This is a genomic window from Pseudarthrobacter phenanthrenivorans (assembly GCF_036455295.1).
In the GTDB taxonomy this organism is placed as follows: Bacteria; Actinomycetota; Actinomycetes; order Actinomycetales; family Micrococcaceae; genus Arthrobacter; species Arthrobacter phenanthrenivorans_C.
In genome coordinates, this window is the sequence record NZ_JAYXNX010000002.1 from 325,180 (window position 1) to 349,019 (window position 23,840).

Consider the following 23,840-nt stretch of genomic DNA (forward strand, 5'->3'; position numbering starts at 1 on the left):
GAATGACGACGACGGGACGTGGGCGCCGCTTCGACGGCAAGACCGCGCTGGTCACCGGGGCTGGTGGCGGGATCGGATCCGCCATCAGCCGCCGGCTGGCCGCCGAAGGCGCCCACGTGTTCGTGGCCGATGCCAACGAAACAGCCGCGAAGGACGTAGCCGATGCCCTGACGGGGGACGGTCTCTCCGCCGAGCCGCTGGTCTTCGACCTGCTGGACCCCGAGGGCTCCGCGGCCGCGGTCCAGCTGATTGTTGACGGCCGCGGCGGGATAGACGTGCTGGCCAACAACGCGGGCGTTAACCGCCGTGGTGACCTGCTCTCCCTGACGGAGTACGACTGGGACCTGTCCTTTGCCGTCAACGTGGATGCACTGTTCCACCTCTGCCGTGCAGTGCTGCCGCACATGATCCATGCCGGTGGCGGTGCCATCGTGAACACCGCTTCCCAATGGGGCCTGTACCCGGCGCCAGGACACATCGCCTACAACGTGTCCAAGGCCGCCGTCGTCGCCTTCACCAAAAACCTGGCCCGCGACTACGCCCCGAACAACATCCGGGTCAATGCCGTGGCGCCCGGCGAAGTGCACACACCCATGCTCGAAGCCGGGCTCGCCCGCAGCGGCCGCACCGTCGCCGACCTCGACGCCCTGGTCCCGTTCGGACGCATCGGCAAGCGGGAGGAAATCGCCGCCCTGGTGGCCTTCCTCGCCTCCGACGAAGCACCCTACATCTGCGGCTCCGTCATCGAAATCACCGGCGCCCAGGCCGTCGCATGACCGGCACCATGGACGGTAAGACCGTCCTCGTCACTGGCGCTTCGCGCGGCATCGGCCGCGCAACAGTTGAAGTCCTGCACCGGGACGGCGCGCATGTCGTCCTGCACTACGGGAACGACAAGGACTCCGCCCAAGCCACCGCCGACCGGCTGGGCGATCGTGTCCATCCGGTGCAGGGCGACCTCCGCGACACAGCGGAGCGTCAGCGGGTCTGGGCCGAGGCCTCGGCCTGGCGCGGCGGCGTCGACGTGCTGGTCAACAACGCCGGCGCCTGGCTCGCGTCACCAATGGATGACGGCCGCGCATGGCAGAAGGGCTGGCAGGCCAACTACGAACTGAACCTGCTCGCCCCGGCGGACCTGTGCCGGCAGGCCATCCTCGGATTCCGGGAGCGCGGCGGGGGCATCATCATCAACACCACCAGCCGCTCCGCCCACCGCGGGGACGACGCAGAACACCTCGCCTACGGCGCCGCCAAAGGCGGACTCCTCGCCCTGACCAAGGGAATCGCGCGCGGCTACGCGAGGGAGAACATCCTCGCGTACGCCGTCGCGCCCGGCTGGGTGGCCACCGACATCGCAGGCGACCTCGCCACGGACCCCGCGCTGCTGGCGGCCCTGCCCCTAGGTCAGGTAACACCACCGGAGGATGTCGCGGAAGTCATCGCCTTCCTCGCCTCCGGCAGGTCCCGCCACACCACCGGGGCCACGATCGATATCACCGGCGCCGACTACGTGCGCTAAGCACCCGCCGTCGGCATCGAATTCGCAGCAATTAGGAGTATCAATGAGGTTCAGCCGCATGCTCAACGTGGTGGATGCACACGCCGAGGGCGAATCCGGCAAGGTGGTGGTTGGCGGCGTCGGGCCCGTCCCGGGCGCGTCGATGTTCGACAAGATGCTCCACTTCTCAGAGCACCTCGATCACCTTCGCAAACTACTGCTTTCCGAACCGCGCGGTGCCGTATGGCATAACGCCAACGTCGTCCTGCCCTCCAACAACCCGGACGCGGACTTCGGTTACATCATCCTCGAATCCACCGAATATCCTGCCATGTCCGGGTCCAACACCATGTGCGTAGCAACCGTGCTCCTGGAAACCGGAATGCTGCCAATGACTGAGCCGGTCACCAACCTGGTCCTGGAATCGCCCGCCGGGCTCATCCGCATCGAAGCGGACTGTAAAGCTGGAAAGGTCGGGCGCGTAAAACTCGTCAACCAGCCGGCCTTTGTCTACCACCAGGACGCAAAAATCGACGTGCCGGGGCTGGGAAAGATCACCATCGACGTCGCCTACGGCGGCATGACCTTCGCCTTCGTCGATGCCGAATCCATCGGCGTCTCGTTGGATGTGGGCCAGGAGGCAGCGCTGTACGACCTTGGCCAACGCATCAAAAAAGCGGCAGCTGAGCAACTTGAGATCAGCCATCCGTCCGATCCACGGATACCCGGCATCACCAACACATCCTTCACCGGCCCCCTGATTCGCGAGCCCGGCCCGGACGGCGCAGAAATGCTCCGCTCCACAAATGCCGTCGTCGTCTCGCCTGGCCGCCTGGACCGTTCTCCCTGCGGCACGGGCACGTCCGCCCGCCTTGCCCTGCTCCACGCCCGGGGTGAGCTAAAACCAAGGCAGCTGTTCCGGCACGAATCAATCATCGGCAGCCAGTTCCACGCTCAAATCGAGGGCACCACCACGCTCGGCCGGTACCAGGCGGTCATTCCGTCCGTCTCCGGCCGGGCATGGATCACATCCATAAACCAACTTGTCCTCGACCCAACTGATCCCTTCCCCGAAGGCTTCGTCGTGGGCAAACCATGGAAAGCCGAGTACTGACATGAGCACGATCAAGGACGTGTCACCCCGACGAATCGACGACTGGTGCACCTTAACGGAAGCCCATGTTGAAATCCGGCAGCAAGGAACGACCGTGGGCAGGGGAATCGTGGACGCCGTCACCCACGACGGACGAATTCTCTGGCTCTACTCCCCCGTGGAAGGACGGCGGCTCTACGAAAAAGCCGACTTCTACAACGCCTGGGCAACCGAAGAATGCACCGGGTTCCACTACAAAGTCAGCTGCTCCGAGACCTAAGCGCACGTGAGTAGGACATCCGCTCCACTACTTGGACTATGGAGCGCGGCCCAGTCAACGGGTGCAGAGCGTCCTCGATGTCCCGACAGCACCTGATCACCTGTCGTCTAGGCACCGCATGCGGGCCACAGGTCGATATCTGCGCGCCCATATGGCATGAAAAACAAAGCAGACATAAGTGTGGAAAGTGTCCACACCATCCACGTCAGAACAAAATCAGTCGTCAAGCCCAGCCGGACGACCGTGAGACGACATCTATCTGAAGCTCCGCACCAGAACCGGGGCAGGCATGTTGTTGCCGCCCAGGGAACAGGAACTTGAGGTGGTCCTTCACGAGTACGGCCCGTGTCGAGAAGGAAGCTGTTCCCGTCGAGCGGGTCCGTCTCGACAAGGACGTTGTCCGCGACGAGAAGACCGTCAGCGAAGAGGTCCGCAAGGAACACATCGATACAGACGGCATCGACGACACCCGCCGCTAATCAGTAGCAGGTCGGCCGACTGAACACAGCGCCCCCGGGAGTGAACTTCTCCTTCCGGGGGCGTTTCATCTCCGGGATGACTCCTCATCCGAGCCCGTCCGTTCCGTTCCGTGCCTGCGCAGACTCTCCTCAAGGCACGCCTCGTACCAATAGACAATCCCCAGCTCAGGCACGGGAGTGTCAAGGCTTCGGTAAAGAGCGTCCAGCACCTGCGCCAGTTCCTCATTGGACAGGCTGGCGGCAACGGCGTCAGGACCTCTGGGATCGCTGATGATTCTGCGAAGCTGTGCGTCTGATGTTGGGTGTCCGGGCGCCGTGGCAGCGTCCGGATCTTTGTGCCGGCTCCCCCGGAACACGCTTCTACATCCGGCCGGGATTCAGGTCTGCGTCGACGTTGGGATCAGTTCGGTTGGCTTTCAGTTCCTCGGTGTCGACCCATGGTGATGAGGGCTTGGAAGCGTGCATGGTCCGCCACACTGCCGCCCCGGCTCCTGCTGCGGCGATTCCGGTGATCAGCCACCAGATCCGGGACGGGGATTTCCTGGTCTGGATCGGGGCTGGCGCAGCGGCGCGTGGCCCGACCCGCATCAGCTGTTCATGCACCCTGGGTGTGAGTGTTTCCACGCCGCCGGCCAGTTCATCCGCCAAACGCCGCAGCAGCGCTTGAAGCCGCGGGGAGGCGGTTTCGATGCCTGTGTCCAGCCCGGCAACCGCTCTCTGGAGGGCTGCCTGGACGCCAGGGGTGGCCCATTCCCTGCCCTTGGCCAGCTGCGAGATGAGGTTCTCGGAAAGACGACGAACCTGCTCGGATTCCGCCGGTGCTTTTGCTGTCCGCATTGATGCCTCCTGTGGATGGTGGTGGGGGCAGCTTAGGCGCATCGACACAGCCTGAAAAGAGCCTTTGGGGCTTTGAAGGGTTCTTGGGCGCAGACCAAGTCAGTCGCCGCCTTCACTCAGCGAGGACTACGAAACCCGGAGACGCCGGGCAGATGCACGGGCAGCGAGATCGCGGACCACCTGCTGCATCTGGTGCTGACTAGGAGCGGAAAACGAAATCTGTTGGACGAGCCTGGGCTCTCCGCCCCTGACCTTGGTGGAGCTGGAACAGGCATACGGTTCTTGGACGCTGTCGCGCTTGCTGCCTCGTCGGCTGCGACCGGAATGTGCCCATGAAGGTCCCTCTTGACCTGGCCCTTCCCGGGGAGTTCTCCCGGACGTGTACCTTTGGGACACCTTAGGAAGACCTTTGGATGCAGCGGAAGGCGTTTCGTCCACCAGCGGTATGGGTCGAACTACCGGGACTTTGCGGTGGGAACTCAGCACTTTGTGTGGGGATGGAAGACGGCAATTCGCAGGGCCACGGCGGCGGCAACCGCCGCCATTTGACCGGATGGGCCGTCTCGAGGACCGGTGACCGTTCGGTAGCCCCTAATGTCCAATTAGGGGCAGCTTGCCCTCGGCTGGCTGTCCTGGTGCCCCTAGTATGGGTTGGAGTCGCACGAGAGTCTTCCCGGTCTGGGGCCGGCATAGTTGTGACCGGCGTCGAGAGGGTCCTGTTGAGATAAATCTCTGGAGACTCAGGGCCCACCCCCAGCCGGCGCCGGTCACTTGGGGCCGCGCGCTTTTCTGTGCCCTCGCCGGTGAGCGGCGGGTGGCACGACAGGTCGTCTTCCGTCAGCGCTGCGGGATCTTGCCCGTGAGCCCAGGTGCGCGTAGCTTGTCGGCATGAGCCAAAGGGACGAGTTTATTCGTTGGGTTGAAACGACTTTGCACGACGCAGAAGTAGCTCTCCATAACGGTGACGCAAACCCTCGTCGCGCCATCTGGTCCCGCAATGAACCGGTCAGCATTCTTGGCGCGTGGCGCAATGCCTACGGACAGCAAGAACTGGAAGAAGTCTTCTCCTTACTTGAGAGAAGCTTCTCCGACTGCAGATCCTGGAAGTTCGAGATGCAGGCATGCGACGTAATTGGCGACATGGCGTACACGGCGGGCTTGGAACATTCCTCCGTTTCTACGAACGGGGTACCGAACTCCTACACGCTTCGGGCAACGCAGGTCTACCGGCGCGAGGATGGCGAATGGAAGGTCGCCCACCGTCACGCTGACACCGTTCCTGCCGGATAACGACAGCTATCCTGAGGGCACGCTCCGGCTGCCAGGTGACGGCTTCAGCCCCTGCGGCACGGGGTCGTGTCCAGGACGCCGGCCGGAAGATCCGGAACATCACGTGCAGCGTCACCGTCGTGGAGACCGGTTTAGTGTCTTGCCCGTAGACGATGACAAACATGCCGCTGTCTTTGGTCAGTACCAGCCGCGGCCCGGTAGCGCTTCGAAGCCAATGTTCAGGACCTGGCCGCGGCGCCAGCTCCCGGCGCGGCGTTGAAGGCCTGACGGCCAATATGTTGCAACGTCAGGTACACACTTCCGAAGACAATCGTGACGAGGAGAGCGGCTGCCACCCAGCCCGGAATTCACTGCATGCGACAATCATCCACCCGGCCGGGAATCACACAACAGGGCTTCCCCCGGAGCTGTAAGAGACTGCTATGTTGGGTCTTCGTCGTTGGCGGACGCTTCGATCCAGTCAATGGCTTCGTCGGGGAGGACCACTCCACCTGCTTCATCGCTTTCATCCCACCAGGGATCCCGCGCCGGTGGGCCGCCGGCACCCGCAATTTCCAGGACGATGCCACGGGGAACGACATCGCCGTTGTTGTCCACCAGCCACTGCTGTGTGGAGGGCTGAAGCTTTGGCCACCACTGTTGGATGTTCACACCTCAGTTTCCCACCCGGGCAAAACCCGGGGCCATCCCCCGAGTGTTTGTTCTATTTGGCAGCGAGTTCGCTGCGGCGGAAAGTCCGGGCGATGGAAAGTTTGCGGCCGTATTCGATGGAGCCGTACCGGAACAGGTGAACTGCCAGCCGCAGGATCAGGATCCCGACCACAAACAGTTCAACGATGACGATGGCTGCTTCGACAGGGTTCAGGGTGCCGAAGCCGTTGCGGAGCAGCGCGGTGACAGGTGCTGTCAGCGGGAAGTAGGTGAAGATCTGCACGATCAGCGCTTTAGGGTTGGAGATGACCAGGCTGAATGTGTAGAAGGGGATGAACATCATCGCCATGAGAGGCCCGAAGATCGTCCCTGCCTCTTTGGCGGTCGGCATGATCGCCCCAATGGCGACCAGCACGCCAGTGAAGACCGTGAACCCGTCCAGCAGCAGCAGGGCGCCGGTGATCATGGGTCCCGGTTCGAAGACCAGGGTAGACAAATCCATCTCCGGCAGCGCGAGCCGGTCGCGGAAGAACAGGTAGGCGAGCCCGACAGGTGCCAGGAACACCAGGACCTGGAGCAGCCCGACCATGAACATGGAGATGATTTTTCCGGTGATCAGCGTGGTCGGGTTCAGGGTGGTCAGGATCATCTCTGTGACCCTGTTTTCCTTCTCCTCCAGGGTGGAGTTCAGCATCAGGTTCGAGAGCAGGATCATCGAAATGTAGAACACCACCAGGAACAGCAGCGGCGGAATGACCCCGCCGACACCGGCGGCTGTCCTGCCGTCCTTGAAGGTTTCCGAGTCGAACTTAACGGCCCCGGTCAAGGCGGCCGTGAGCTGGGGTGAACCGATTTGTTTCTGGGCCGAGACTTCGAGCAGCCGCTTGGCCACGGCCTCGTACTTGCCGTTCTCGAACATGCCCTCATCCGCGCCGTAGACCTTCACGGGTTCCTTGGTCGGGTCAGCCGGGTATTCGAAGTACGCCTCCGAGCTGCCGTTCTTGACCGCCTCGATGGCGGACGTCGGGTCGGTGGTGCGCGTCCCACCCGCAGCCTGTGCCCCTGCCGGTGCGACGATTCCGGAGGCGTCGCTGTAGGTGAAGGAGAACTGGGCGTTCCTCTGCGCGTCGGCACTGCTTTTCGTCGTCGTGTTGGATGCGTAAAGAAGCGCGAAGACCACGATGAGCAGGACCGGGATCGCCAGGGTCGCGATGGCGAAGCCGCGCTTCTTGATCGTCCTGGTGAACTCGAACGCGATCACGGTGCCGAGGTTGTGCTGTGCCAGTGCCATCTCTAGCCCTCCGCCAGTTCATGCTGTTCGCCGTAGACCTGGATGAAGATCTCATCCAGGGAAATCCTCGCCGGGGTGAAGGACCTGATTCCCGCGCCGGCTTCCACGAGCTCGCGCAGGACCTTCTCTTCGCTGGCGCTCTGCCGTGGGGCGAGTTCCGCCCGGCCGTCATCGTCCGAGACGACGTCGAACAACTGGGACACAGGCAGGACGCCGTCGTAAGTGACCCGGTACACGGTGCCGCCGAACTCCTCCTGGACCTGCTCGACCGTGCCGTAGGCTCGGGAGACCCCGTCCTTGAGCAGGATCACCCGGTCGCAGAGCCGCTCGACTTCCTCCATCTGATGGGTGACCATGATGACCGTGGCGCCGGCCCGCTTGTGCTCTTCGATGATGTCCATCAGCAGCCGCCGGTTCACCGGGTCAAAGCCCTTCGTCGGCTCATCCAGGATCAGCAGCTCCGGATCGTTCATGATGGTCACACCTAGCTGGACCTTCTGCTGCTGTCCGCTGGAGAGCTTGTCGAGCCTGGCTTTGGCTTTGTCGGCAAGCCCGACGCGCTCAAGATAGCTCGCTGACCAGGCCCGGGCCGCGGTCTTGGACAGGCCCTTGAGCCTGCCGAAGTAGACCATCACGTCCAGGACGTGTTCTTTCTTGTACAGGCCGCGTTCCTCCGGCAGATACCCAAGTCGTGACCCATCGCTGGGCTCGAAAACCTTCCCGCCAACGTGCAGGACCCCCGCCGTAGGTCTGTAAATACCCAGCAGTGCCCGCAGCGTCGTGGTCTTCCCCGACCCGTTACTGCCCAGAAACCCGAACGTCTCCCCCGCATGCACATCAAACGACAGATCCCGGATGACCGTCGTGTCCCCGAAGTCCATCCGGAAGTCCTGAATGTGCACAAGCGGTTCCGCCGCCCCCGACGACATAGATTCATCCTTTCGTTCAGCGGGACAGCGCAGCCGGGACCGGCAGGCCCGCACACCATCGTTTCAGTTCGTCCGCGCTCCCCACCAGAGGCAGAAGACCCCCGAGAAAATGCCCTGGAGCAGGGTCAGCCAGTTATGCCGCCGGCGGCGTGACCGAGAAGAAAAGCTGAGCATGGCGACGAGAGATCATCATCCTGATAGCTAACACGCTGTCACACTTCAGCTCGGGCCGTTCGCGACCGAGACCTTCGGTCCGGCTACACCCTAAGAAGCGTGAAAAGCCTGTCGGATCGTCGGCGCCCAGCAAGCCGTGATGGAACACGACCGCATCCACCGGACACGTGCCGGCAAACAGAACCACAACCCGCACGGAGTGGACAACCGTGCAGCGCAGGCTGATCAGGCCAAGGGCGACGTGAAGCAGGCCGGCGAAAAGGTCAAGGACGCCTTCAAGGACTGACAGGCATACCGGGAAAGGCGCGCTCAGCGAACGGGGCGCGCCTTTTCTGTGTCTCGACACTGCCCACCCCAACCGCGGGCGGAAGAAGTGGAGAAATAGGGGGCCACTCACCCTCGACGCGGTCACTGACCGGGCCTACTCTTTCCTCGCAAGATCCCGACGATGATGACAGAGGTGTGGGAGATGGGATCAGAGGAAAACGCAGCAGTGATCCGGCGTGGTTATGAAGCGTTCATCGCAGGCGACATGGACACGCTCATGGACCAGTACACCGAGGATTCGGTGTGGCATGTCGGCGGAAGCGGCCCCCTGTCGGGCGATAAAAAGGGCAAGGATGCGATCCTGGCATACTTCGGCGAGCTTGCTTCCCGCACCAACGGGACGCTCAAGATCACCCTTGAGGACGTGACCGCCGGCGACAAGTACACAGTCGGAATTCACACGTACTCTGCCGAGCGCGACGGCAAGTCGATCGGCCAAAGGTCGGTCCTGGTATTCAGCATCTCCGGCGACAAAGTGACCGAGGTCCTCGAAATGCATGAGGACACAGCCAAGGCGGACGACTTCTGGACGTGAATGCACCGAGCCCTGCACTGCCAAGGTCCGTGCCGCGGCGCCCCGAGAACCACATCGGTTGCTCGACGCCCCACAGCACTAAGAGGTAGCGCCGTTAGTTGGCGGTTCCGCCGTGACCGTGACAGGCTCCTTGGCGAGTGGTCCCCGGCCAGGGGTAGCCGTCCTTGCAAACGATCCCGTACTTCGGCGCGTCTGGAGCAGCTGGCGGCGCGACAGGGACTTGCGGGACAGCAGGAGGATTGACGTTCACGTCAACGTCACCACCGACACCTCCACCTACTACCGGAACAGGAGTCGGCGTGGGAGTGGGTGTGGGTGTCGGGGACGGTGTGTAAGTCAGGTGCTTGACCCCCAGCTTCACCTTGGTGCCTTTCGGCGCGGTCGTGCCGCCGCCCGGATCCTGGGCGATGACCTCCCAGTTGGATTCCATGATGATGGTCTTTCCCTGGATGGTATCAGTGGCATCGTACTTGAGCCCCAGGCCTTTAAGTTCGTCCTCAGCCTTGTCGAGCCTCTTGCCAACTTCGTCAGGAACAGTAATGCCCGTGCTGCCCGTGGCCGTCGCAGCAGCCGTGAGGTACTCGGAGAGGGCCAGACTTGAGCGAAGCCTATGTCGAACATGCGCCGTCCTTTACGAACCGTCCCTACCGTTGAAGACAAGATCCCGCTGTTGGGGGCAGGACCTTATATAGGGGAAGGGCCGGCGGCCAAAGGCATCAAGGAGACAGGGATGCCGACCCCCAGTCACCGCCGGCCCACACCCGTGAGGCGTGGCCGAAGGCACTTCACCACCGGGGTTCCCTGCCCCGGACACGGACAATTCGAAACCGATGCGAACCACCTCGTCCGGCTAACAAGGCGCATCAACTATGCCAACGTTCCTCAAGATCAGCTGGTGTGCACAATTGGTACATGGCCACCCCGGATGTCTTCATTGCATCGACCGAGCACGCGGGCGTAGTCGGGCGCCTGCTGCGTGACTTTAATGCTGAGTTTGAAACACCAGGTCCGACCGCCGTGGAATTTGCCGCTCGATTCAAGGTCCTCCTGGCCCGCGCTGACGTTCTTGTCCTTCTCGCCGGTGCCCCGCTCGCGCCCGCCGGTCTGGCGTTCCTGACCCTGAGGCCCACCCCTTACTACAACGGATCACTGGCCCAGCTCGAGGAATTCTACGTCCAGCCCCACCTGCGCGGCCAAGGCATCGGCACGGCACTGATGACAACCGCGGTCCACGAAGTCCGGAATCGCGGCGGAGCGGAAATGCACATCAACGTCGATGAAGTGGACACCGACGCCCGCCGCTTCTACGAACGCCACGGCTTCACCAACCTCCAACCGGGCGCCGACTACCGGATGCTGTGCTACCTGCGCGAACTCTAAGACCGCACTAAGTCAACACCCCCGTCGGCGCCCGAATGACAGCGCTCGGAGGCTCCGCCAGCTGTAGCTGTCCTTAAAGACGTGTTGTCAGAGAACAACCCCAACAACTCCTGCTTCCAGCCGTGGATAATCTGGTGACCCCACCGGACGGATGCACGTCGCCACAGTTCGGCCACCTGATCGGCAGGCGAGGGTTGGGCCCAGACAGCTTGAAGCAATCTCCAGCCTCGGCATTCAAACCACAAGAGTAGAAGTAGCTACGAGAGCTGCCGTCTCGTGACCAGAGCCAAAGCGTTTCGTAGCTGAACATTTCTATCGAAGACATCACCGGGTGTCATCGGTCGCTGTCTGGGGTGATCTTTGGTCAGATTTTTGATCGCTACGTCCAATTTTCCAGCACTCAGGCCGGTAGCAAATGTGGTTGAGCAATTTCTGATCAGTGCAGAACTCGTCGCCACCGACATCCAACGGGTACTGCTGGCCGACGAAAGCAAATCCGGGACCGAACTCGGCCAAGGTTTGGTCCATCCGCAAGATCATGGCCCCTCAATGGCGTGTCCCGGAGCTCTTCGGTCAAACGTGTGGGAGCAATGGCTGCGGCCACCACGCGGAACAGGCCGGATTGCTCGCTGGCGCGCCCCCGCCATGCCAACAAAGACAGCCGGCATGTACGACACCTTCAGCCCCTCGGCTGCAACAAACACGTCCAATCACCTAAGGGGTACGGACCCGCCCGCTCAATTGCAGTCAGTCGAGTAGCGCTACGCCGAACTCAGCGACGACGGCCCGCAGTTCCCTGAGGTAGCGCTGTGCTTGGTCGGTGAGCGGAATCGCGGCGTGGCCGATCCAGCCGATCTCGATGCGTTCATCAACGTCGAGTGGGATGGCGACGATCTCCGGGTCGAGCTGACCGCTGATGATGCCCGTCGAGATCGTGTAGCCGTGGAGCCCGATCATGAGGTTGAAGATCGTCGCACGGTCGGAGACCCGGATCTCCTGCTTGCTGGACAAGGTGGAGAGAATCTCCTCGGCGAAGTAAAAAGAGTTGTTCGCACCTTGATCGAAGGTCAGCCGCGGCAGGCCGGAAAGATCGTCCAGAGTCGCTCGCTCTTTTGAGGCGAGCGGGTTCTTCCGCGAAATAAAAATGTGCGGATCGGCCAGGAACAGCGGAGAGAACGCGAGCCCGGATTCGCGGAGCAGCTTGTCGATGACCTTCCGGTTGAAATCGTTCCGGTAGAGGATGCCTATCTCGCTGCGGAGTGTCCGGACATCTTCGATGATGTCCCAGGTGCGGGACTCGCGGAGCGAGAATTCGTATTCGGCCACCTCGGTGGCCTTGACCATCCGGACGAAGGCGTCCACCGCGAACGAGTAGTGCTGCGTGGACACTCCGAGCAGACGTCGTGTCGGTGGCCGGCCAAGATAGCGCTGCTCGAGGAGGGCGAACTGCTCGACCACCTGCCTCGCGTAGCCGAGGAACTCCACCCCGTCGGCGGTGAGGGTGACCCCGCGGGCGGAGCGAACCAGGAGTGCACGGCCCACCCGTGCCTCAAGGTCCTTCATCGCTGCGGACATGGTCGGCTGCGCGACATAGAGAAGATCGGCCGCCGCGGAGATTGATCCCTCGGCGGCAACTTCGATGAAGTAGCGGAGCTGCTGCAGGGTCAGTCCGCTGGAAATCTGAGCCATAGGCAAAGTCTATATGAATGCATAGTAGAGCCTAGTTACTTGATACCCCTTGAAAGGCTGCACCATGGACACGTCCCTTTTGAAAGGCCGTCTCCGGCCCATCTCCAAGATTGGCAGCGCATGGCCGACGATTTCACCTTCAGCATTACCACCACCCGCTTCGACGAGGACTACTCCCCGTCGGAAGGCTCCCGGATCACCACGAACTTCGCCAACCTGGCACGGGGCGAGCACCGCCAGGAGAACCTCCGCAACGCCTTGACCATGATTCGGCGCCGCTTCAACGATCTCGCAGACTGGGACAACCCGGACCGGGACCGCTACACGCTCGAGCTTGAGATCGTTTCCGTGCAGATACAGCTCACCGCGGACGGTATGGATCAGCAGTTCCCGCTGTTCGAGGTTCTCGACATCCAGATCGTCGACCTGCTGAACGGGGTCCGCCACCAAGGGATTGTCGGCAACAACTTCTCCTCCTACGTCCGGGACTTCGACTTCAGCGTCGTACTTCCGGCGGCAGCAGCTGACTCGGGCAAGCCCACCGTACCCGAGGACTTCGGCGACCTTCACGGCAAGCTGTTCCAGCACTTCCTGGATTCCCCGGTATGCCGGGAACGCTTCCCGCAACCGCCAGTGGTCTGCATCAGCGTCTCCACGAGCAAGACGTACCGGCGAACCGGAAACCATCACCCGGTCCTTGGCGTCGAGTACCAGCAGGACGAGTTCTCGCTGACGGATGCGTACTTCGCAAAGATGGGGCTGAAGGTGCGCTACTTCATGCCCCGCGGCAGCGTGGCTCCCCTCGCCTTCTATTTCCGCGGCGACCTGCTCAATGACTACTCCAACCTGCAGCTCATCGGCACCATCAGCACCATGGAGACGTTCCAGAAGATCTACCGCCCGGAGGTCTACAACGCGAACTCCGCCGCCGCCGTCGTCTACCAGCCGAGCCTGGGCGAGCAGGATTACTCGCGGACCCAGATCGCCTACGACCGCGTCGAGCGCGGTCAGCTCGCGGTCACGCAGGCGAAATACACGGAGGAACACTTCATCACGCCCCACAAGGATCTGTTGGACCAGTGGACCGCCAACTACCCCGCCCTCGTCAACTGACCCACGGAGAATCGCCCATCATGAACACACTTTTGCCCACCACCCTTGTCGGAAGCCTGCCGAAACCATCGTGGCTCGCACAGCCGGAGACTCTTTGGTCCCCGTGGAAGCTGGAGGGGGATGCACTGCTTGAGGGTAAGCAGGACGCGCTGCGCATCGCCATTCACGAGCAGAGCCGGCGCGGCATCGACATCGTCAGCGACGGCGAGCAAACCCGGCAGCACTTCGTCACGACCTTCATCGAGCATCTCAGCGGGGTCGATTTTGAACAGCGCAAGACCGTGCGCATCCGCGACCGCTACGACGCGAGCGTACCGACCGTCGTCGGACCGGTGCGCCGCGAACGGCCGGTCTTCGTCGACGACGCAAAATTCCTCCGCGCAACCACCGACAAGCCGATCAAATGGACCCTTCCCGGCCCAATGACGATGGTGGACACGCTCTACGACGACCACTACAAGAGCCGCGAGAAGCTGGCCTGGGAGTTCGCCACAATCCTGAACCAGGAAGCGAAAGAACTCGAGGCCGCCGGCGTTGACATCATCCAGTTCGACGAGCCCGCGTTCAATGTCTTCCTCGATGAGGTCAAGGACTGGGGCGTGGCTGCGCTTGAGAGAGCGGCCGAAGGGCTGCGTGCGGAGACCGCCGTGCATATCTGCTACGGCTACGGGATCAAGGCGAATAATGACTGGAAGGCGACGCTCGGCTCTCAGTGGCGGCAGTACGAGGAAACGTTCCCGCTGCTGCAGAGCTCCAGCATCGACATCATCTCGCTGGAATCCCAGAACTCCCACGTGCCCATGGACCTCATCGAGCTCCTCCGCGGCAAGAAAGTCATGCTGGGGGCTATCGACGTCGCAAGCGAGACCATCGAGACCCCGGAGGACGTCGCCAACACCCTCCGCCAAGCCCTGCAGTTCGTCGATGCGGACAAGCTCATCCCCAGCTCTAACTGCGGCATGGCACCGTTCCCCCGGGACGTCGCACTGGCCAAGCTGAGTGCTCTCAGCGCAGGGACAAACATCATTCGCCAGGAACTCGCCCCCTCCGCCCCCAAAGCGTCATAACGATGTTTCACGCCTACCCCGCAGACACCTGGCTCGAGGCTCCGAGGCAAAGCTTCCCGTCCTCCCTCTCGGCCGACGACTTCAAAGCACTGTTCCGTGGGCACCCGGGAGGTGTCGCCGTCGTCACGGCGGATGCCGGCGAAGGACCGGTAGCGCTGACGGTATCGTCAGTCGTGTCAGTGAGTGCGGATCCTCCATTGCTGATCTTCTCGGTCTCGGCACTGTCCTCTGCGTCCGAGGTGCTTTCCCGCGCCGAAACCGTCGTCGTGCACCTGCTGGACGCGCACGACGTCGGCTTGGCGAAGATTGGAGCGACCCCTGGCGCCGACCGCTTTGACCAGACGCACCGCTGGTCGGCCCTTGCGACCGGCGAAGCGGTGTATGACGATGTCCGCGCCTGGGTGCGCTGCGCCGTCATCGATCGCATGGAGGTGGGGACTTCCACAATCATCGCCGTTCACGCCCTGGAGTCCCGCGTGATGCGTGACGTCAAGGCGGGCGAACCCGGCGACGCTCTGGTCTACCACAACCGTTCATGGCACCGCCTGGGCGAGCATTCCAAGCTTTAGGGCTGAGCGCCGCGCCAACAATGCGAGGCAGCAAGCCGAACAGCTCACGACGGCGGGAGGATAACTCCCACCATTCGCGCGCGTCGTGGTTGGCGGCATGGACGCACAGACGGCCAACGACCACATCCCTGCCGAGCGCCTGATTGACGATGACACCCTGGAGCTGCCACCCAGCCCATCTAAAACCACCAACAAGCATGTCCGAGGGGGTGGTCATAAAGACCACCCCCTCACGATGAAGGATCCCTTAAACCATGACATCAGCCGTAGCCAGCCCAGGTACCAAAACCGCCTCTACCCCGCAAGAAAATGCGTCTCCGGAAAAGTTCCGACTGATGCTCATGATGGCCCTCACGCTCGTTACAGGTGTGGTTGACGCGGTGGGTTACCTCGGACTTGATCACGTCTTCACCGGAAACATGACCGGCAACGTGGTGATTCTTGCGTTGGCGTTGGCCGGGGCGGCGAACCTGCCAACTTTGGGCCCACTGGTAGCACTTGGCGCCTTTCTCCTCGGTGCGGCGGTCGCCGGATTTACGCTCCAGTCAAGCCCGAAAGGCTGGAACCGGAGGGTCACGCTCCTTCTGACAGCGGGTTGTATCGCGTTGTCGGGAACCGCCGCCATCTCTCTCATCCTGGAAGACGTCGGCTGGCAGTCCATTGGTGTCATTATTGCCGCCGTTATCGCCATGCACATGGGCTCCCAGGCCCTGATTGCGCGGCATTTGGGCGTACGAGACATGACCACAGTGGTCATTACTTCCACCATGACTTCCCTCGCCGGAGAGTCACTTGTGGGCAAGCAACGGCCCCGGTTACTCAACCGACGGCTGGGCGCTGTCCTCGCTATGTTCGCCGGGGCCGCCATCGGAGTGCTCCTGCTCCGGATCCATTTCAGCGTCCCGATCGGCCTCGGCATCGCCATCACGGCCGCTGTGACGGTCCTGGGGAGTCGCCGCTGGCATTGATGCGGTACGTCCCACCGGCTATACCGCACCACGGAGCACGGACGATCGGGGAATCGATCACAGCTTCACCAACATGTGTCCAGGCGGCCTGGCGCCGAACGCTCGTTGCCAAAAAGCGCTGTTCTTCGATCAGGTCCCGTTCTGGTTAAACGGGCCTCAACACCGAAGCCGGGCGGTCCTGGGTGTTGGCGAATCTATATCAATACCCGCGAACTCATGCGTCAGTCCCCGCTGCCGCCGGAACGTGAGCCTTGCCTGGAATTTGGCATTGGCTGGTGTACCGCGAAGTCACGCGTGGGACCTTCGTGTACTTCTACGACCCCGGAAGACCTTGGCAACGCGGATCAAACGAGAACACCGACGGCATGCAGTGGGACCACTCCAATGCCGCCGGTACTTTCCTAAAGGAACAGACCTCGGCGTTCATAGGGCGGACACCTCTCAGTGTTGTCGCCACCGAACTCAACCAGCGACCACGCGAAAACCTCGGATGGCAGGCCTCCATGGAGCACCCCGTTTGACGGCCTCACCACCGACCGAACCATAAAGATAGCCAAAGCCCACGGAGCAGCTTTGCGGAATCTCACTTATCGGTTCTTCAAGATATGCGCGGGAGGGGTGCAAAGGGGGTTGTTTTCTGTCGTTCGTCGTGGCGTCTTCTACATGCTCACCAAAATGAGCGTTGCCAAGGACCTCGGTGCCGTCGCCGCCACCTGAGAAGTGGGCCATTCCTTTCGGCAGTTAGGCGTTTACGGAGGCGAGCAGTCCGTCGGCGATAACTGCGAGCATTGCTGCCACCGAGTCCGCGGGAAGCTCGCTGTTGTCTGCAACGGCAGCGACGCCGCCCACCAGCCGGCTGATCTGCATGGCGTTCGCGCCTGGACGCAGGGCCGAGTCCATCCCCTCAATCAGGCGCTGGTTGGCGCCGAGGTACGTCTGGCACTTCGCTGCGAACGGAGATCCAGGGTCGCCGAGCGCCGCAGTGATCCGAGCTGCGGCCCCCTTATGTTCGGTCAGCATCGCCGCGTAGTCGGACAGCCACGCCAATAGCCGAACCCGCGCCGGGGCTTCGAGGGCAAGAGCCCGGTCGACTGCGCCATTAACCTTCTCTGACCAGGCCTCGATGATTGCATCGTACAAGGACTCTTTGGTCGGGAAGTGCCGGTAGAGCGTGCCAGGGCCTACTCCGGCACCTTTGGCGACCTCGTCCATGGATACGGCGTCAAAGCCTCTCGCGCGAAAAAGCTCGCGCGCAACCTCCACGATCCGGTCGCGGTTACGTTGAGCGTCAGCACGCACAGAAACACACCTCTCAAGCCACTATTGCCAAACGGAGAGTGTCTCCGTATAGTTCTATGCGGAGCATCTCTCCTCTTAGTGTACGTCAGCCCTTCGGCTAGAACAGGACACCATTCCAATGACTTCCACCACCGTCACTGGCGCGCCTGCAGGCATCGCGCCGGCTGAATCCCGGGTTGGCAGCATCGGCCTCTGGCTGGTCATGCTTGCCCAACTCATGCTTGTCCTCGATGCGACGGTAGTTAACGTCGCGCTCCCCCACATCGCCACCGACCTCCACTTCTCCCGTGCCGAACTGAGCTGGGTGCTGAATGGCTACTCCCTCGCCTTCGGCGGCCTCCTGCTGCTCGGCGGACGGATCGGGGACGTCTTCGGCCGGCGTCGGACCTTCCTCATAGGAGTCGGCGCCTTCACTGTCTTCTCCCTGCTCGGGGGCCTGGCCACCTCGCCCCTTCTGCTCGTCATTGCCCGCGCACTCCAAGGACTCGGCGCCGCGTTCGCCGCCCCGAGCGTACTCGCCCTGATCACAACCAGCGCGCGGGACGAAGGTGCGCGCAACAGGGCCCTCGCTCTGTTCTCCGCCATCGCGTCGATGGGAGGCGCGCTCGGACTCATTCTCGGCGGCCTGCTCACCGACCTGACAAGCTGGCGGTGGACCCTATTCATCAACGTGCCCATCGGCGTCGTGGTCCTTCTTGCGGTGCCCCGCCTTGTCACCGAGACACCACGGCGGCCCGGCCGCTTCGACCTCGTCGGGGCGGTAACCGCGACAGGCGGCGCCGTCGCCCTCGTGTGGGCCCTCATTCAGGCGGGCGACGCCGGCTGGTCCAGTCCGCGCACGATCTGCGGCCTTGCGGTCGGGGCGATACTGATCGCTATCCTGACCTTCACCGAGCGGAGAGTCGCCCATCCCCTGCTCCGCCCGCAACTGCTCCGCAGTCCGAGCCGGGTCGCGGCGCTGGCAGCGATGGCCGCCACCTATGCCGGAATGCTGGCGATGTTCTTTCTCATGGTCCAGTACCTCCAAGGCGATCTGCGCCTCAGCCCACTGGTGACCGGACTGGCCTTCCTGCCGATGCCCCTGAGCATCTTCACGATGTCCCGGATCGTCCCCCGACTGGTCGAGCGCTTCGGAGCCGTACGCCTCGTCATCCTCGGCGCCGCCCTTCGCGTCGTCGGCTTCCTGCCGCTCACCCAGCTGGGTCCGGACACCCCCTTCACGGTCGTCATGGCGGCCCTGCTGCTGACCGGAATCTCAGCCGGCCTGACCTTCATGCCCCTCACGACGCTCGCGCTTCGCAACGTCGAACCCGAGCACGCCGGATCCGCATCCGGGCTCTTCCAGACGATGCAGCAGCTTGGCGGCGCCGTCGGACTGGCGATCGTGGCTTCAACCTACGCCGCCTTCGCCGCCCCGGGCGACTTCCTGACCGGAGGCCGCGCGGGGTTCTGGTCCGCGACCATCCTCTCCGCCCTCGCCCTGGCAGCCGTCATCGGCCTGATCATCAAACCACGCAAGGCATAACCCTCCACGGGGGGGCGCCCCGCGGAGGCAACGAGCATGGAGGCGCAGCACGCCAGGGGTCCCCGCGAACGGCTCCAGTTCAGGCCGCGCCAATTTTGAGGCCCGCTACCGTCAAGGTGATCAGAAGAGCTATGCGGGGTGTCCCAGTTCCTTAGAGCCGGAACACCGTCCTGGACCCTATGTGTGAGGCGGCACGGGCGCTACCCGGGGCCGCCGTCTGCCAGGCGCAGCCCCTTATGGCAGGCCAGAATAGAGCCTAGGCTGACCTCCGTGGAGGACACCGATAACGGCATCTTCGCTCGGGGACTGCGATACGAGTTCATCGGCGGGGGCTACAGCAACTACCGGTTTCAAGCCGGCACTCCCTGGATCCGCTTCGTCGTCACCCCGGAGCAGTTGGAGTTTCACGGCCGCGGCCTGAACCTGTTCCGTATCGGCCCTTGAATTGTGCCGCGGAGCGAGGTCAGAGAGACACCTTGCCCATTGAGCCGCCCCCCAACTCTAGGGCCAGCGGCTGGCAGGAGCGATCGGGGTTATTGCCGGTGCCCGACCTCGTCCACCGCCGCTTTCGCACACTTGTCCATATGTCCTGACTATTGCACAAATTATGTTTCCGGTTCACTGCTGGTTCATGCCCAATGCCCTGTTTAGTCACGTTGCGGCGGGAATCTTGTCCGTGCATTGGGGGAGTTTTCGAGACAAGATGAAGGAATACCCATGACCAACCGCTTTCTGGCAGCGGCCGCCGTCGCCGTTGTTGCAGCTACCGCTGTGACCGGCTGCGCCCAAAGCAGTACCTCGTCGGCCCAGAACAATGGGACCGGCGCTTCTCCGGACAAGACGGTCACCGTCTTTATCAGCGGGGATACCAATGTTCAGAACTTGTGGGAGAAGAGCCTTGTCCCGGCGTTCGAGAAAGCCAATCCTGGCTACGACGTGAAGGTGACTCTGGATCTGCACGGTGAGCACGATTCCCAGACCCTGGCGAAACTGACCAGCGCGACGGAGCAGAACAAGCAACCTGACTTTGACTTGGTGGACGGCGGGTTTGTTCCCAAGGCCTCAGCCGCGAACTTGTTGACCCCCGTGAGCTCCCAGACGATTCCGGCCCTGAACGATGTCCCTCAGGATGTCATCAAAGCCGGCGGCACGGGTGGTATCCCGTATCGCGGCTCTGCAGTGCTTCTGGCCTACGACACAAAGACAGTAGCCAGCCCGCCTAAGACCCTGGATGACTTGCTCGCGTGGATTAAGGCAAACCCGGGCAAGTTCACCTACAACTCGCCGAAGTCGGGCGGGTCCGGGGGTGCTTTCGTTGCCACCGTCCTGGACAAGTTCGTCCCGGCCGACGCCCGTGCGAAGATGGCCGTGGGTTATGAGAAGGATCTGGAGACGTACTGGGACCAGGGCTTCGCAACGCTGAAGGACCTCAACTCGTCCGTCTTCCAGAACGGCGTCTACCCCAACGGCAACAAGCAGACCCTTGACCTTCTCGCCAGTGGGCAGATCTCGATGGCCCCGGTCTGGTCAGACCAGTTCATCACCGGCCTGACCAACGGCCAGATCCCTTCCACGGTTAAGGCCACGCAGATCAGCGACCCGTCCTTTACCGGCGGCGCCGCCTACCTGGGCATCCCCAAATCTTCGCCCCGCCAGGAGGCTGCGCTGAAGCTCGCCAACTTCGTCCTGTCGCCGGACGCGCAGACCATGATCATCAAGGAAATGTCCGGCTTCCCTGCCATCAGCCTGGACAAACTGCCTGCGGACGTGAAGGAAAAGTTCAAAGACGCAGACACCAACAATCTGCGCAAGGGCTACTTTGACCAGATGGGCAAAGACCTGAACAACCTCTGGGACCAGAAGGTTCCAGGCCAGTGACCAGTACGCTTCACAAGCCGGCGGAACGGCAACAAACAGTTCCGCCGGCCCGCGCCAGGCGTCCCAAGCGTTTGGGCCAGCGCGGCGTCGGGTTCTTCATGGCGTTGCCGCCGATCCTGCTGATCGCTCTATTTGTCGGCTTCCCGATCGTGCTCGCCTTCGGGTTCAGCATCGGCTTGAACGGTGGGTTGAACCGCACGATAGCCACGATTGGCCAAAACGTGCACGAGTCCGACGCCTGGTGGGGAACCCTGGCCGCATACGAGGAGATGTTCTCGAACCAGCGTTTCCTCGGGGATCTCCTGGTAACGATGACCGTGACGCTGGTGAGCACGATCACGGTCCTCTTTCTGGCCCTGGGGATCGGCCTGTACCTCAAACTCAAGGGTGGCCGGATGGCCCGACTGCTCTCCGGGCTGGCGATTGTGCCGCTGTTCATCCCGGTGGTGATCGCTTCCTGGGCCATCCTGACCTTCTATTCCGGGACGGGTTTCCTCCGAAGCGTCTTCGCGATCGTGGGGCTTGACTTCCCAGTGTGGGCGTTCACGATGGTGGCGGTCATCATCGGCTCGGTGTGGACGTCGCTGCCTTTCGCGGTGCTGATGGTCTCCTCCGGGTTGCAGTCGGTACCGAACGCCATGATTGAAGCAGCCCGCGACGCCGGCGCTGGCTCCTTACGGACGATTGTCTCCGTCATCATTCCCATGGCTGCCGTTCCGATCATCATCGCGACGACGTTCACCGCTATTGGCATCGTAGGATCCTTCACCGTTCCTTACTTCACGGGGCCTAACTCGCCCAACATGCTCGGGGTGGACATGTCGAACTACTTCTCCTCCTTCAATCAGCCGCAGCAGTCGGCCGTCATGGCCTTCACGGTTTTCGTGATTGCCTCTGGAATTGCCGCGCTGTATGTATGGGCTAACTTCCGTTCCGCCAAGGAACAAGGGAAAGTCTGATGTCTATCACTCCTGTTTCCCGTGCCCGCGCAGACTCCTCCACTCGCCGGCCGCCGTCGTTGGACTCGATTCTCCGCAGTGCCCTCGTGGGCCTGTTCGTGATCCTGATGCTCGTGTTTATTCTGGGTCCCTTGCTTTGGCTGGGCGTGCGCGCCTTCGCCGGTAACTGGACGTTCCCCAATCTCCTGCCTGATGATTGGACGCTGCGCTGGTGGCAGGTCGTCTTCAACGATGGCGCGCTCGGTATCGCCGTCCAGAACTCCTTGTTTTTTGCTCCGCTTACGGTGCTCGTTTCGGCAGTCATCTGCCTGCCGGCGGCCTATGCGTTCGCCCGCTTCGATTTCCCCGGACGACGTTTCTTCCTGATCAGCCTGTTCGCCACTAATGCGTTTCCGAAGATGGGCCTGTTCGTCACCCTTGCGGCGCTTTTCTACGCGTTGAACCTCATGAACACGGTGTTGGGGATCCTGGTGGTACATGTGCTGGGCACTGTGGTGTTCATGACGTGGATCCCGGCGGCAGCGTTCGCTGCCGTGCCGCGGAACCTCGAGGAAGCTGCCCGCGACGCCGGCGCCTCCAAACTTCGCGTGTTCGCTTCCGTGACACTCCCCATGGCGCTGCCCGGGATCATCGTTGCCGCGGTCATGTCGTTCCTGGCGTCTTTCGACGAAGCCCAGGGCACGTACTTGGTAGGTGCACCGGACTTCATGACCATGCCCACGCAGATGTACAGCCTGGTGCTGAACTATCCCACGCAAGTGGCGGCAGTCTTTTCGATCCTGCTGGCCATCCCGTCGGTCGCGCTCATGCTTTCGGCGCACAAAAACATCCTCGGTGGCCAGCTCGCCGAAGGATTCCAGATTAAATAGCGGCCCGTACTCAAACCCCGCAGCACGCCCGCGCCCAACGTCAGACAGAGACCCCATGACACTTCATGAACCAGTGACTGAACCCTCCGCCGCCACAACAAACAACGCAATTGCGGCCTCGGGCTGCGGCCTGAACATCCGAGGCCTCCACAAAATCCTCGGCGGCCGCACCATCATCGACAACCTCGACCTCTCGGTAAACGAGGGCGAACTGGTGTCCCTGCTGGGCCCTTCCGGGTGCGGCAAGACAACGACGCTCCGAATGATCGCCGGCTTCCTGCAACCGGACTCGGGCTCCATCGAGGTGGAAGGCCAAGAGGTGTCACACCTTGGCGCGGAGAATCGCCCCAGCGCCATGGTGTTCCAGAACTACGCCCTATGGCCCCACATGACCGTGGCCAAGAACGTCGGTTTCCCGCTGAAGCTCCGTAAAGTCTCCAAGACCGAGATCAAGGACAGGGTGGAGGCAGTCCTTGAGCTGGTCAGCCTTTTGCACCACAAGGATTCCAAGCCCGCCCGGATTTCCGGTGGCGAGCAGCAGCGCGTGGCGTTGGCGAGGGCCCTGGTCCAGGAGCCGAAACTCCTGCTCCTCGACGAGCCGCTGAGCAACCTGGACGCGAAACTGCGGGTCAAAGTCCGCGAAGACATCCGCAAGATCCAGCAGGAACTGGGCATCACCACGGTCATCGTCACCCATGACCAGGAAGAGGCGATGTCCATGTCCGACCGAATCGCCGTCATGAACGCCGGCCGGATCGAGCAATACAGCACCCCGGAAGCGCTCTACGCACGCCCGGAGACCGAGTTCGTGGCCACCTTCATCGGCAGCATGAACCGCGTGGAAGGCTCGCTCATCGATGGACTCATCGGCGCGGGATCCGGCATTCTCGGGATCCGGCCCGAGGACGTCATCCTTGCAGACTCGCCATTCGCCGGTGCAGTCCCGGCCACTGTCGAGAGGGTCGTACCGCGGGGACATTTCCAGGAAGTGTATGTCCGCAGGGCAGATACCCAGCTACGGAGCTTTGTCAGCGGTGAACTCGTTCAGCCCGGCCAGCAGAAATATGCGGGGATCCGCAAGGCCATGACGTTCCGGGATGGACGCCTGGTAGCAGAGGCCGGTGCGGCACTTTGACCAAC

General features: G+C 62.4%; 25 protein-coding genes and 2 pseudogenes. 20 read left to right on the forward strand and 7 right to left on the reverse strand.

Going from position 1 to position 23,840, the window contains the following annotated elements; translation table 11 throughout:
- Positions 1–2 precede the first annotated feature (2 nt).
- From VXJ37_RS03880 to VXJ37_RS03900, 5 genes and pseudogenes are all read left to right on the forward strand, one after another.
- Entirely contained in the window at positions 3–776 is a 774-nt protein-coding gene (locus tag VXJ37_RS03880; protein ID WP_331321737.1) for an SDR family NAD(P)-dependent oxidoreductase, read from the forward strand.
- Positions 773–1,519 carry an SDR family NAD(P)-dependent oxidoreductase gene (locus VXJ37_RS03885; RefSeq protein WP_331321738.1) on the forward strand — a complete coding sequence of 249 codons (747 nt, stop codon included), beginning with the start codon at positions 773–775 and terminating at the stop codon, positions 1,517–1,519. The genes VXJ37_RS03880 and VXJ37_RS03885 overlap by 4 nt, the downstream gene beginning before the upstream one ends.
- A gap of 43 nt (positions 1,520–1,562) precedes the next feature.
- Entirely contained in the window at positions 1,563–2,612 is a 1,050-nt protein-coding gene (locus VXJ37_RS03890) for a proline racemase family protein (RefSeq protein ID WP_331321739.1), read from the forward strand.
- Position 2,613: 1 nt separating this feature from the next.
- Positions 2,614–2,871, forward strand: coding sequence for a hypothetical protein (locus VXJ37_RS03895; protein WP_331321740.1), 258 nt, complete (start codon positions 2,614–2,616; stop codon positions 2,869–2,871).
- A gap of 307 nt (positions 2,872–3,178) precedes the next feature.
- Positions 3,179–3,350 (forward strand): annotated as a pseudogene (locus VXJ37_RS03900) (DUF2382 domain-containing protein); the annotation flags it as partial.
- 360 nt (positions 3,351–3,710) lie between these two features.
- Here VXJ37_RS03900 and VXJ37_RS03905 read toward each other — a convergent pair.
- Positions 3,711–4,187: a hypothetical protein gene (locus tag VXJ37_RS03905; protein ID WP_331321741.1), complete on the reverse strand. Its 477-nt coding sequence runs from the start codon at positions 4,185–4,187 to the stop codon at positions 3,711–3,713.
- An 888-nt stretch (positions 4,188–5,075) separates the two neighbouring features.
- On the opposite strand from VXJ37_RS03905, the gene VXJ37_RS03910 reads away from it, so the two are divergent.
- Positions 5,076–5,477 (forward strand): YybH family protein, encoded by a 402-nt coding sequence (locus tag VXJ37_RS03910; RefSeq protein WP_331321742.1) that lies wholly within the window; start codon positions 5,076–5,078, stop codon positions 5,475–5,477.
- A 420-nt stretch (positions 5,478–5,897) separates the two neighbouring features.
- Here the strand turns inward: VXJ37_RS03910 and VXJ37_RS03915 are convergent, their stop codons facing one another.
- From VXJ37_RS03915 to VXJ37_RS03925, 3 genes are read right to left on the reverse strand one after another with little or no spacing between them, the layout of a single operon-like run.
- Entirely contained in the window at positions 5,898–6,128 is a 231-nt protein-coding gene (locus tag VXJ37_RS03915; RefSeq protein WP_331321743.1) for a hypothetical protein, read from the reverse strand.
- A gap of 52 nt (positions 6,129–6,180) precedes the next feature.
- Positions 6,181–7,419 (reverse strand): ABC transporter permease, encoded by a 1,239-nt coding sequence (locus tag VXJ37_RS03920; protein WP_331321744.1) that lies wholly within the window; start codon positions 7,417–7,419, stop codon positions 6,181–6,183.
- Positions 7,420–7,421: 2 nt separating this feature from the next.
- Positions 7,422–8,348, reverse strand: coding sequence for an ABC transporter ATP-binding protein (locus VXJ37_RS03925; RefSeq protein WP_331321745.1), 927 nt, complete (start codon positions 8,346–8,348; stop codon positions 7,422–7,424).
- A gap of 313 nt (positions 8,349–8,661) precedes the next feature.
- On the opposite strand from VXJ37_RS03925, the gene VXJ37_RS03930 reads away from it, so the two are divergent.
- Together VXJ37_RS03930 and VXJ37_RS03935 are read left to right on the forward strand one after the other, a co-directional pair.
- Positions 8,662–8,808 carry a hypothetical protein gene (locus VXJ37_RS03930; RefSeq protein WP_331321746.1) on the forward strand — a complete coding sequence of 49 codons (147 nt, stop codon included), beginning with the start codon at positions 8,662–8,664 and terminating at the stop codon, positions 8,806–8,808.
- A gap of 183 nt (positions 8,809–8,991) precedes the next feature.
- Positions 8,992–9,384, forward strand: a complete 393-nt coding sequence (locus VXJ37_RS03935; protein ID WP_331321747.1) for a nuclear transport factor 2 family protein — start codon at positions 8,992–8,994, stop codon at positions 9,382–9,384.
- A 94-nt stretch (positions 9,385–9,478) separates the two neighbouring features.
- Here the strand turns inward: VXJ37_RS03935 and VXJ37_RS21110 are convergent, their stop codons facing one another.
- Positions 9,479–9,979: a PASTA domain-containing protein gene (locus tag VXJ37_RS21110; protein ID WP_369605603.1), complete on the reverse strand. Its 501-nt coding sequence runs from the start codon at positions 9,977–9,979 to the stop codon at positions 9,479–9,481.
- A 317-nt stretch (positions 9,980–10,296) separates the two neighbouring features.
- Here VXJ37_RS21110 and VXJ37_RS03940 point away from each other — a divergent pair, with 317 nt between their 5' ends.
- Positions 10,297–10,764, forward strand: coding sequence for a GNAT family N-acetyltransferase (locus tag VXJ37_RS03940; RefSeq protein ID WP_331321748.1), 468 nt, complete (start codon positions 10,297–10,299; stop codon positions 10,762–10,764).
- 747 nt (positions 10,765–11,511) lie between these two features.
- Here VXJ37_RS03940 and VXJ37_RS03945 read toward each other — a convergent pair.
- Entirely contained in the window at positions 11,512–12,453 is a 942-nt protein-coding gene (locus VXJ37_RS03945; RefSeq protein WP_331321749.1) for a LysR family transcriptional regulator, read from the reverse strand.
- 120 nt (positions 12,454–12,573) lie between these two features.
- On the opposite strand from VXJ37_RS03945, the gene VXJ37_RS03950 reads away from it, so the two are divergent.
- The 5 genes and pseudogenes from VXJ37_RS03950 to VXJ37_RS03970 all read left to right on the forward strand — a co-directional run.
- Positions 12,574–13,566, forward strand: coding sequence for a DUF1852 domain-containing protein (locus VXJ37_RS03950; RefSeq protein ID WP_331321750.1), 993 nt, complete (start codon positions 12,574–12,576; stop codon positions 13,564–13,566).
- Positions 13,567–13,586: 20 nt separating this feature from the next.
- The gene (locus tag VXJ37_RS03955) at positions 13,587–14,633 is read left to right on the forward strand and encodes a methionine synthase (protein ID WP_331321751.1); all 1,047 of its coding nucleotides are present in this window, start codon (positions 13,587–13,589) and stop codon (positions 14,631–14,633) included.
- Positions 14,634–14,635: 2 nt separating this feature from the next.
- Positions 14,636–15,202, forward strand: coding sequence for a flavin reductase family protein (locus VXJ37_RS03960; protein WP_331321752.1), 567 nt, complete (start codon positions 14,636–14,638; stop codon positions 15,200–15,202).
- Positions 15,203–15,537: 335 nt separating this feature from the next.
- Positions 15,538–16,170, forward strand: coding sequence for a YoaK family protein (locus VXJ37_RS03965; RefSeq protein WP_331321753.1), 633 nt, complete (start codon positions 15,538–15,540; stop codon positions 16,168–16,170).
- A gap of 287 nt (positions 16,171–16,457) precedes the next feature.
- Positions 16,458–16,691 (forward strand): annotated as a pseudogene (locus VXJ37_RS03970) (hypothetical protein); the annotation flags it as partial.
- A gap of 220 nt (positions 16,692–16,911) precedes the next feature.
- Here VXJ37_RS03970 and VXJ37_RS03975 read toward each other — a convergent pair.
- Complete coding sequence (locus VXJ37_RS03975; protein ID WP_331321754.1) at positions 16,912–17,469, reverse strand: TetR/AcrR family transcriptional regulator; 558 nt, start codon at positions 17,467–17,469, stop codon at positions 16,912–16,914.
- Between the two features lie 118 nt (positions 17,470–17,587).
- On the opposite strand from VXJ37_RS03975, the gene VXJ37_RS03980 reads away from it, so the two are divergent.
- The 6 genes from VXJ37_RS03980 (at position 17,588) to VXJ37_RS04005 (ending at position 23,835) form a co-directional block, all read left to right on the forward strand.
- Entirely contained in the window at positions 17,588–18,994 is a 1,407-nt protein-coding gene (locus VXJ37_RS03980; protein WP_331321755.1) for an MFS transporter, read from the forward strand.
- A 270-nt stretch (positions 18,995–19,264) separates the two neighbouring features.
- Complete coding sequence (locus VXJ37_RS03985; RefSeq protein WP_331321756.1) at positions 19,265–19,438, forward strand: hypothetical protein; 174 nt, start codon at positions 19,265–19,267, stop codon at positions 19,436–19,438.
- A gap of 273 nt (positions 19,439–19,711) precedes the next feature.
- The gene (locus tag VXJ37_RS03990) at positions 19,712–20,872 is read left to right on the forward strand and encodes an extracellular solute-binding protein (RefSeq protein ID WP_331321757.1); all 1,161 of its coding nucleotides are present in this window, start codon (positions 19,712–19,714) and stop codon (positions 20,870–20,872) included.
- Between the two features lie 71 nt (positions 20,873–20,943).
- Positions 20,944–21,831, forward strand: a complete 888-nt coding sequence (locus VXJ37_RS03995) for an ABC transporter permease (RefSeq protein ID WP_331321758.1) — start codon at positions 20,944–20,946, stop codon at positions 21,829–21,831.
- 86 nt (positions 21,832–21,917) lie between these two features.
- The gene (locus tag VXJ37_RS04000; RefSeq protein ID WP_331321759.1) at positions 21,918–22,700 is read left to right on the forward strand and encodes an ABC transporter permease; all 783 of its coding nucleotides are present in this window, start codon (positions 21,918–21,920) and stop codon (positions 22,698–22,700) included.
- Positions 22,701–22,773: 73 nt separating this feature from the next.
- Positions 22,774–23,835, forward strand: a complete 1,062-nt coding sequence (locus VXJ37_RS04005; RefSeq protein WP_331321760.1) for an ABC transporter ATP-binding protein — start codon at positions 22,774–22,776, stop codon at positions 23,833–23,835.
- Positions 23,836–23,840 lie beyond the last annotated feature (5 nt).